We start from the raw sequence: 8471 nt of genomic DNA on the forward strand, positions 1-8471 counted from the left end.
CTCTAAAGCAAATTGATTTTTGCAAGGCAATTGCAACAAGATTGAATCTCAAATTACCAGTAAATCTAGAAAAAGACTATCGTATTGCCAAAGAATTTATTGAGAAAAACATCAAGGCTTTTAATGAAAAAAAGACAGAGCAAAACAATAATGTTTTACATTCTTCTTAAATTAATCTTTGCGATATGACTAGCAAAATTAAGGTTTTTGGTTTTTATGATTTTGTTGAATTTTATTGATTGATTGAGGTTAATTGAGATTGTTTGATTGATTGGTTTATCAGGGTTATTTTATAAGGGAATAAAAGGTTGTTAAATAGCCTTATTTAGGTGGTTTATGGTTCTTTTTGGTGTTAAAATATTCCCATCGAAACAAAATTCAAATCAAGGAGGTGGCATGATAAAAATTATCACAAACAGACAGAAGATTTGTTTGTGTATCAATGAGTTACTAGAAAATAGAAACTCACAGAATTTACAAAAAATAAAGGAGTTAAGATGAAAGAAATTAGCATCAATTTAGAGCATTTAAGTAAGGATGATTTGATTCAAATGAGAGAGGATTTACAAACAGATATAAATCTCTATGAACAAGAAAGTCTAGCAGGGGTTGAAATTGATCCTGAATTAATCTTTAAAACACAGAGTGTTTTGTTTGCTATCGAAGAGATACTAGAAAATAGTACCTCACAAAATTTATAAAAAATAAAGGAGTCAATCATGTTTAATAAAGTCATTATTATGGGATATCTCACAAGAAATATAGATCTTAAGTATCTTCCTAGTGGTTCCGCACTTGCGAATATGGGACTTGCGAGTAATCGAAGGTATAAAAAACAAGATGGTTCACAAGGTGAAGAAGTTTGTTTTGTGGATGTAAAACTCTTTGGTAGGGCAGCTGAAGTTGCAAATCAGTACTTAAGAAAAGGTTCAAAAGTCCTTATTGAAGGACGATTGACTCTTGAGAGCTGGACAGATCAAAGCGGAACTAAAAAAAGCAAACATACCATCACGGCAGAATCTATGCAAATGCTTGATAGCAAAAGCGAATCAAACCCTGATACCGTTAGTAATGGTTCTGATGCTAGTCAAGTCGTGGCAACAGTAAATATAGATTCAATATTGGATGAAGAAATGCCCTTTTAAGGGTATTTCATTTTCTGAATAAAGGTTAGCAATGAATCAGAAAATAAATGAATTGATTGAACTTTACGAACGATATTTTGAAGCTCTTATTGTCATATGCGAAGGTAAAATTATGGCTTAAAATCATTTATCTTAAAAATCCAATAAAATAGATAAATTTTAAATTTAAGTTTTAATAAAGAATTGATAAGTTAGAATAATCCCTTTAGTGTAAATAAAAATTAAATGAATAGTCATTTATATATTAAAAATTTGTGAGGGTTGAAAAACCTAGATTGAGAAAATTTTAAAAACCTTCAAGCAAGATAGATTCGTCTTGAGCCTTAATACAATCAAAAAAACAAGGAGCATATAATGAATAAAATAGCATTATCTATTATAGTTGCAGGGATTTTAGGTAACATAGCTTTAGCAGATGAAATTGATGATGAGATTCAAAGGGTAGAGAAGGAAAATAAAATCCTAGAGCTTCAAAGAAAAAAGAAGCAACTTGAGATGCAAAATCAGCAAATTCAAAATCAAATAGTCAATCAAAACAATACCCAAAGTAAGGATAGTTTAACTTCCAAAGCAAAGGTAGTAAAAGTTAAAAAAGTTAAAGATCCTAATTCAAAGAATGGATTTTTCATAGGGGTTGAAGGAACTCTAGGAACATCTAAGAATGATTTTAGGGCTCATACAAGGGATACTTGTGATGGATCGACTTATTGCAACATGACAAACTTTTTTGAAGCTTCAAATGCAACCTTTGATTTAGGCTTGATGGGAGGGTATCAACATTATTTTGGAGACTCTAAAAGGCACGGGATCAAAGTATCAGCTCATATCTATTCGGGTTTTGGCAATGATTGGAAATTTACTTGGAAAGACAATGCACCAGATTACTCTAAGGATGATGGTAGCTTCATAGTAGTGACAAGAACAGGAACCATATCTTATGTTCCTATCAAATTTGGATTTGATGTGAAATATCTATGGGATTTTCTTCAAGAAGGTAAGCATACTTTAGGACTCAATGTCGGAGTAGGATATGAATCTGATACTTATGTGAATGGGAAATCAGGATTTGGAGAAGTCTTTGATAATATTTTTCTAAATAACGTGTATCCTGTCATAGGGCTTCATTATTACTGTGGGCATCATCAGTTTGAACTAATGTATCGATTTGGTGGAATATTAGGTCAAACTGGCAACCAAGAAGTATATTATGAGGAATATATTATTCCTCGTGCTGATTCTGATAAGACTCCTCCTCTGATTGGTATTTCAAGCTATGATATCAAACTTTTAAACCAATCTTATCTAACTGTGAATTATGCTTATAGATTTTGATGAAACTTGATAATAAAATAAGGAGATTTTAGATGAATAAAATAGCATTATCTATTATAGTTGCAGGGATTTTAGGCAACATAGCCTTAGCAGATGATCTAGATGAACAGATAAAAAAACTAGAAAAAGAAAACAAACTCTTAGAGCTTAAAAAAAAGAAAAAACAACTTGAGATGCAGATGATAAGTGATGATGATGCCCAAACTAACGGCGATCTCACTTCTGATAAAAAGATCTCAAAAGTTAAAAATCAAGATTCAAAAAATGGAATTTTCATAGGGGTTGAAGGAAGTATTTTTAGTGCGGCTAGTGGTTCAAAAAACCCTGTTTTTGGATTGATGGGAGGATACCAGCACTATTTTGGAGACTCTCAAAAACACGGTATCAAAGCAAGTGTGCACGGACATACGAATCTAGATAGTATCACTTATGATTTTAGCATAGATGTGAAATATTTGTGGGATTTTTTTGAAACAGGCAAACATACCTTAGGGCTTAATGTAGGATTAGGATTCTCTTATTTTTATTATACTGATAAGTATAGTGAGACTATCGAAACTGCATCTGGTTTAAAATATATAAGCCATTCCGAAAAGACTTCAGGATTGTTAGGTAATGCAGTGATAGGGCTTCATTATTACTATGGACATCATCAGTTTGAACTCCTAAGTGGATATCCTGATATTCTTGCAGTTAATTATGCTTATAGATTTTAATCAAATCTAAGAAGTTGGTTTAATAAAATTCAAAAACAAAGGAAAAAAATGAAATTACTTGGAAATTTAGCTTGGTTAGTATTTGGGGGATTGTTTTGTGCAGTCAGTTGGGTAATTGGTGGATTCATTTTTTGTATCACTATCATCGGAATACCATTTGGATTACAATGCTTCAAATTTGCATCACTATCGCTAACACCCTTTGGAAGTACAGTTAATACTGATGCTCAAAAACATCCTATTGCTAATATAATATGGCTTTTATGCTTTGGTTTATGGATGAGTATAATGTATCTCATAGGTGGAATTGTATTTTGTATCACTATCATCGGAATACCATTTGGATTACAATATTTCAAATTTGCAAAATTAGCATTGTTTCCCTTTGGAGCAACGGTAAATCAACAGTGACAAAAATAATATTTGTTTTTTCTTGCTACAAGGCAAAATAATAATTGTCTTGTAGTTTTGTGGTTACTATGAGTAACCACTCAGATAATTAAACTCATTTTCTCTTATATTTATCATAACCCCAAAAACTAAAATACCAAATTTAGATTCTTAACTCATTGAAAATATGTTATTTTTATGAATGTAAGAAAAAATCAAGGAGTTTTACTAATGAAAATAAAATCTATTTCTATTCAAATACTCATCTTGAGTCTGTTTCATATATCAATTTTAAAAGCAGTGCCTCCTTTAATAGTTAGCGATCCACAAGCAAATATAAATACAGCAGCAACAGCTTCAAGAATGGCAGAGTCTTTGAGTAAAGCTAGTGAAATGATTGAAAAATATACAAAAATGATAGAGAAAGCTCAAGAACAAGTAAATGAACTCAATAAGATAAATGATATGATGAACCAAGTTGATTATTTTCTAAATAGCTCTTCAATAGGCATTGCAAACCCATTAGAAGTGATGGAAAACTTAAAAGACATTCCTGATAGAATGGTAAGAAATCTCAACAGGCTCAAAAAAACCATAGACAACTATAAAATCAGAGATCACATTCATTCAAAAAATCTTAATCAAGCTTGTCCCTGGTTAGTTTATGAAAAAATTGCTCCTAATGATACAGATCTTGCTTTCACAAAAACAGGAAAAGAATCTGATGAACTCAAAGCTATAAAAAAATTAGCAAAAGCATTAGATAGCAATATCGTTTCTAATTCACTTTCAGTTGCTGGAACATTTAGCGGTAGAGCAATGGCTTTAGAAGCTTGTTCAAAACTTCAAGCAATGCAACAGAAAGTAAAAAGACACGAATTTGAAACCACAATGAAAAAATGTCTTTTAGAAAAGGATTTTGATTGCTATAGAGAGAGCAAAATGAAATGGATCACTTCAGAAATGGAATTCAAAAAAAATATGAGATTTTTACAAGCCGAACAAACCAATCCTCTTTTAAATAGATCCAGACAAATGTTAGAAAAATTAGGAGTCTTGGATAAAAGCTTTAATAAAAAAGAAGAGCAATACTGCGAACCAGGTAAAAATGATAATGGAGAAGAATTTTGCTATCCAAAATTCTATGATACCACTAGACTCAATAATAAATTCACCAAAATTCAAAATGAACTTCTTATCAAACTTCAAAAAGCTGGAAGTGATGAGAAAAAACAAGCAAAAGCTTATGTTGACATAAAAGAGCAAACCAATATGATGCTCCTTGAATATGTCAAAGACATTGCTAATAACCTGAGTTTTATGAATGAAACAATCTCATTAATAGGAAATCTCATCTCAAGAGATTTCAAATACAAATATGAAGATGATGATTATTTTGATTATAAAGAAGAAATCGATAAGCAAGTATCTGTAATCAATGATGATTTTAAAACTGATACAATGCAATACAAGGGGATAGGAGATTATAAAGTCAATCTAGATGAATATGGATTTCCTATTGTTTCTTTTACTTCTTCTTCTAAATAAAAACTCTTGAGTATTTTAGAGGCAATAAAAAGTCTCAAAATATATTTTTATTTCTTTTTGCTCCAGGAAAAATATCTCAAAATGAAATATTTTAAAACTCTTACATCAATTTAGCTTTTAAAATCAAATGCATTGATCTTTTTGTTGTTTTAGTAATGGTAACACGCAAGTTTTATCAAGCCTATTTTATAAGGGAATAAAAGGTTATCAAATAGCCTTATTTACGTGGTTATAGGCACTTTTTGGTGTTAAAATATTCCTATCAAAACAAGATAAGGATAAAAGATGAAAACATTCAAAATAGCATTCAGAGATCCAAAGGTAAGAGAAGAAAATGGCCCCCTAAGATTGAGAGTTGGCAGAATTCAAGAAATAAAAGAAAAATTCTGTCCTAAATATAATTATCATAGCGAGGAAGATAATGTGGGGATAGTGATATCTACAGTCAATCAAGATGATGACACAGGAATACCTCACCATTTCAAAGCTCCAGAGGAAATTTTAGACAATGAAGAGGAATTAGCAAAATTTGTATTAAAAAATTTCGATCTTTTTGTTGCTTGGGACGTGATTTTTGTCTCTGAAGAGGAATACGAGATCCTTGCAATAAATCGCTTAGTTGATATATACGAAGAAAAGAAGTTTTATATGAACGAGTTACCAACACTTGAAAAAGAGTTTATTGCAAAGATAGCTCAAGCTCAAAAACTAAGGGGATCAAATGTTAGATAAACAAGTTATTTACAAGATCTTAGAATCAAAGTTAAAACAAGCGAATTATCGTTGGTATAACGAGGAATTTTTATGGCCTGAGATGGCCAATGATTTTTTAGGGTTTCATATTTTTGACACTAAAAAAGATTATCGTCGCTTACATAAAGGCAAGTCCCTTCAAAAGCTACTTTACAGTATTTTCAATGACTCAAGACTTGATGGACTTAATGAGATGGTTTTTGTGGGTGATTTGGTTTATTTTAAAAATCAACAAATAAAAAGGAGTTAAGATGTTAAAAATTAAAATCAAAAATAAAACCCTATTTCTAACCTTCCAACCTTCTTTGGTTGAAGAAGGTGTGATGGTGAATGTTTATGAGGGCAAAAAGCTTTTATTTGATATGGGGTTTGACAAAGCCCCTGATATAGAAGATCTAAAAGAAGAACTTAGAATTGCTTTGTTTTGTCCTGAAGGGTTTGAAGAAAGACAACTCAAAGACAACTCAAAGACTTTCAAGAAAGATTTTAATCTCTTAGGGGATTTGTTCAATCCAAGTTTATTTGGTTATGTAGCATTACAGAGTTGTAAAGAGAATTAGCAAAAGCATATTTTCTATTTACTGTCTATTTACTATTTTGCAAAAACCAATTTTAGGGGGTTTGTCTTCAAAAATATATATTTTTGAGTGTTTTTTGCAATAAAAGACCTCAAAATATATATTTCTTTTCTTCAATTTTTTTCCTAAGATTTTTGTATCAGGCAAACGTCTGTGAAAAAAATCTCAAGGAGCAACCAATGGAAAATCAAAGTCAGAAATTAACCAAAGAAGAGGTCATAGAACTCTCTAAATATGGAATTTCTATGGAAACAGAAAGCGAAGCGATAGCTTTACTTGAAACATCACAAGGAGAATAATATGACAGCAGAAAATCAAATAACACAAGCTAACACTAAAGTCTCAAAGAAAAAATGGTCAGATTATAGCATCAGTGAAAAAAAAGAAAGTTATCTGAAATATATTGTCAAAGAAGTCGCACAAGCAATCAAGGATAATTATGCCCCCTTTACAAAACCTATAGAACAATTTGAAAGGGCTTATAATCCTAGTAATGGAATGCCTTTCACTACTTTGAATTCTTTGATTTTAGACATCAAACAAAAGCAACACAATTATAAAGAAAATGCTTGGATAAGTTTGCAAGATGCTAAATTTTTAAAGGCTGACAAGAGTGAAATTGAAGCTATTTTTAATAATAAAGACATCCCAAAAGTGCAAACTCACTACATCAAGACTTTTGAAATAAAGCCACTTTATGAATTAGATCAAAATGGTAATAAAATTCCTGTTATTGATAATAACAATAATCATGTATGTAACAAGAATGGAGAACTTCTCTATAAACTCAAGCTTGAACCCCAAATAGATAGGAATGGCAATATCAAGTACAATGAACGCACAGGAGAGCCTTATATGCAATTTGCAAATGAGAAAATTCCTGTAGATCCAACATTAGAAACACGCATTCTTTATAACATTGGAGAATTTAAAACGATTGATAAAAGTCGTTTGAAGCCCATAAATGAAATACAAGAATATAAAAATCGCATAGCACACAAAAAAGATTTTGATTCAATTAATAGTCCACTTATTTTTCAAGATTTAAAAGAGATGCTATTCCCTCACACAGCAGGTCAAATTCTTGCTTATATGAAAGCCCAGAATGATAATAGTTCTTACACTCCACCAGAAAAAGGTTTAAATGAAGTAGAAAAAATTCAAGTTGAAAGAGTGGTTGAAAAGGTTTTACAAGCTATTTCTGAAAATAAAAATCTAGCTACGCAATTTTTAAATGAAACTCCAAAACAAGTGCAAGGAAAAACTCAATCAAAAACTTCAACCCCAAAAAATTCTAAACAACAAAAGGGCGAAGAACAAACAAAAAGTAGAGGAGGACGATAAGTCCCCCCCCCCCTACTTTAGCAGAATCCAAGTAAAAGAAGATTCTTCAAAAATCATTGGACTTGAATTTCAAGCTCAAAACCCTATAAATAAAACCCTAAAACGACAAGAAAGGATAGCTTTATGAATAAAGAAATGAGGGAGAATTTTCTCAATAGTTTTTTATATTTTTATAAAAAATTAGGAGATGACAGCAAAATATTCTTTGAAAGACTACTCAAAGAAGCCGAAAATGTTAAAAATAGCAAAACTCAAGATGGTGATTTTATGGGGATTCTTGAAGAAGAGTTAAGAAATTTTATTGAAAAATCCAAAGAGGAAAAATCCATAGAAAATATAACTTCAGATAATTTTATTGATCAAATTCAAATCAAAGAAATTCAAGACAATAAACAATCCCAAGCCAATGAGATGTTTCTAAAAAAATTCACTTTACCCGTAAAATGGGATAATTTCCAATCCAATATAGACTTAATGACTCAAAAACTTCTTGATGAACACATAGAGGAACTAAAGAATCTAAATCTATATTCAGAAAAAGAACTTTTAAGAACTCCTATTGGTGTTTATAATAAAAGTGATTTGTTTTCAAAACAAAAGATTCAAGAATTCCAAACACAATACGCAAAAAAATATTTAGAGAAGCTATCTAAAGAAATCAATAT

General features: G+C 30.7%; 11 protein-coding genes. All 11 read left to right on the top strand.

Features of this window, described 5'->3' with window-relative positions; translation table 11 throughout:
* Positions 1 to 497: 497 nt before the first annotated feature.
* Complete coding sequence (locus BKH42_RS08645) at positions 498 to 701, top strand: hypothetical protein (protein ID WP_095296210.1); 204 nt, start codon at positions 498 to 500, stop codon at positions 699 to 701.
* An 18-nt stretch (positions 702 to 719) separates the two neighbouring features.
* The gene (locus tag BKH42_RS08650; protein ID WP_095296211.1) at positions 720 to 1145 is read left to right on the top strand and encodes a single-stranded DNA-binding protein; all 426 of its coding nucleotides are present in this window, start codon (positions 720 to 722) and stop codon (positions 1143 to 1145) included.
* Between the two features lie 354 nt (positions 1146 to 1499).
* Complete coding sequence (locus BKH42_RS08655) at positions 1500 to 2477, top strand: outer membrane beta-barrel protein (protein ID WP_095296212.1); 978 nt, start codon at positions 1500 to 1502, stop codon at positions 2475 to 2477.
* Between the two features lie 32 nt (positions 2478 to 2509).
* Entirely contained in the window at positions 2510 to 3193 is a 684-nt protein-coding gene (locus tag BKH42_RS08660) for a hypothetical protein (protein ID WP_095296213.1), read from the top strand.
* A gap of 48 nt (positions 3194 to 3241) precedes the next feature.
* Positions 3242 to 3604 carry a YccF domain-containing protein gene (locus BKH42_RS08665; protein ID WP_095296214.1) on the top strand — a complete coding sequence of 121 codons (363 nt, stop codon included), beginning with the start codon at positions 3242 to 3244 and terminating at the stop codon, positions 3602 to 3604.
* A gap of 210 nt (positions 3605 to 3814) precedes the next feature.
* Positions 3815 to 5131, top strand: coding sequence for a hypothetical protein (locus BKH42_RS08670; RefSeq protein ID WP_095296215.1), 1317 nt, complete (start codon positions 3815 to 3817; stop codon positions 5129 to 5131).
* Between the two features lie 285 nt (positions 5132 to 5416).
* On the top strand, positions 5417 to 5863 hold the full coding sequence (locus tag BKH42_RS08675) for a hypothetical protein (RefSeq protein ID WP_095296216.1): 447 nt from the start codon (positions 5417 to 5419) through the stop codon (positions 5861 to 5863).
* The gene (locus tag BKH42_RS08680; protein ID WP_095296217.1) at positions 5853 to 6134 is read left to right on the top strand and encodes a hypothetical protein; all 282 of its coding nucleotides are present in this window, start codon (positions 5853 to 5855) and stop codon (positions 6132 to 6134) included. Before BKH42_RS08675 ends, BKH42_RS08680 begins: the two co-directional genes overlap by 11 nt.
* 1 nt (position 6135) lies before the next feature.
* The gene (locus BKH42_RS08685) at positions 6136 to 6444 is read left to right on the top strand and encodes a hypothetical protein (protein WP_095296218.1); all 309 of its coding nucleotides are present in this window, start codon (positions 6136 to 6138) and stop codon (positions 6442 to 6444) included.
* 318 nt (positions 6445 to 6762) lie between these two features.
* Positions 6763 to 7806 (top strand): ArdC-like ssDNA-binding domain-containing protein, encoded by a 1044-nt coding sequence (locus BKH42_RS08690; RefSeq protein ID WP_095296219.1) that lies wholly within the window; start codon positions 6763 to 6765, stop codon positions 7804 to 7806.
* Between the two features lie 123 nt (positions 7807 to 7929).
* Positions 7930 to 8471, top strand: a 542-nt coding sequence (locus BKH42_RS08695) for a hypothetical protein (protein WP_219349852.1), incomplete at its 3' end; no start/stop codon positions are given.

The sequence above is a fragment of the Helicobacter sp. 13S00482-2 genome, assembly GCF_002272795.1.
Lineage (GTDB): Bacteria > Campylobacterota > Campylobacteria > Campylobacterales > Helicobacteraceae > Helicobacter_J.

Excerpts from the sequence above, each read along its gene's own strand:
- BKH42_RS08645 (WP_095296210.1), top strand. The coding sequence starts at position 498 with ATGAAAGAAATTAGCATCAATTTAGAGCATTTAAGTAAGGATGATTTG.
- BKH42_RS08655 (WP_095296212.1), top strand. The coding sequence starts at position 1,500 with ATGAATAAAATAGCATTATCTATTATAGTTGCAGGGATTTTAGGTAAC.
- BKH42_RS08675 (WP_095296216.1), top strand. The coding sequence starts at position 5,417 with ATGAAAACATTCAAAATAGCATTCAGAGATCCAAAGGTAAGAGAAGAA.
- BKH42_RS08665 (WP_095296214.1), top strand. The coding sequence starts at position 3,242 with ATGAAATTACTTGGAAATTTAGCTTGGTTAGTATTTGGGGGATTGTTT.
- BKH42_RS08660 (WP_095296213.1), top strand. The coding sequence starts at position 2,510 with ATGAATAAAATAGCATTATCTATTATAGTTGCAGGGATTTTAGGCAAC.
- BKH42_RS08685 (WP_095296218.1), top strand. The coding sequence starts at position 6,136 with ATGTTAAAAATTAAAATCAAAAATAAAACCCTATTTCTAACCTTCCAA.
- BKH42_RS08650 (WP_095296211.1), top strand. The coding sequence starts at position 720 with ATGTTTAATAAAGTCATTATTATGGGATATCTCACAAGAAATATAGAT.
- BKH42_RS08670 (WP_095296215.1), top strand. The coding sequence starts at position 3,815 with ATGAAAATAAAATCTATTTCTATTCAAATACTCATCTTGAGTCTGTTT.
- BKH42_RS08680 (WP_095296217.1), top strand. The coding sequence starts at position 5,853 with ATGTTAGATAAACAAGTTATTTACAAGATCTTAGAATCAAAGTTAAAA.
- BKH42_RS08690 (WP_095296219.1), top strand. The coding sequence starts at position 6,763 with ATGACAGCAGAAAATCAAATAACACAAGCTAACACTAAAGTCTCAAAG.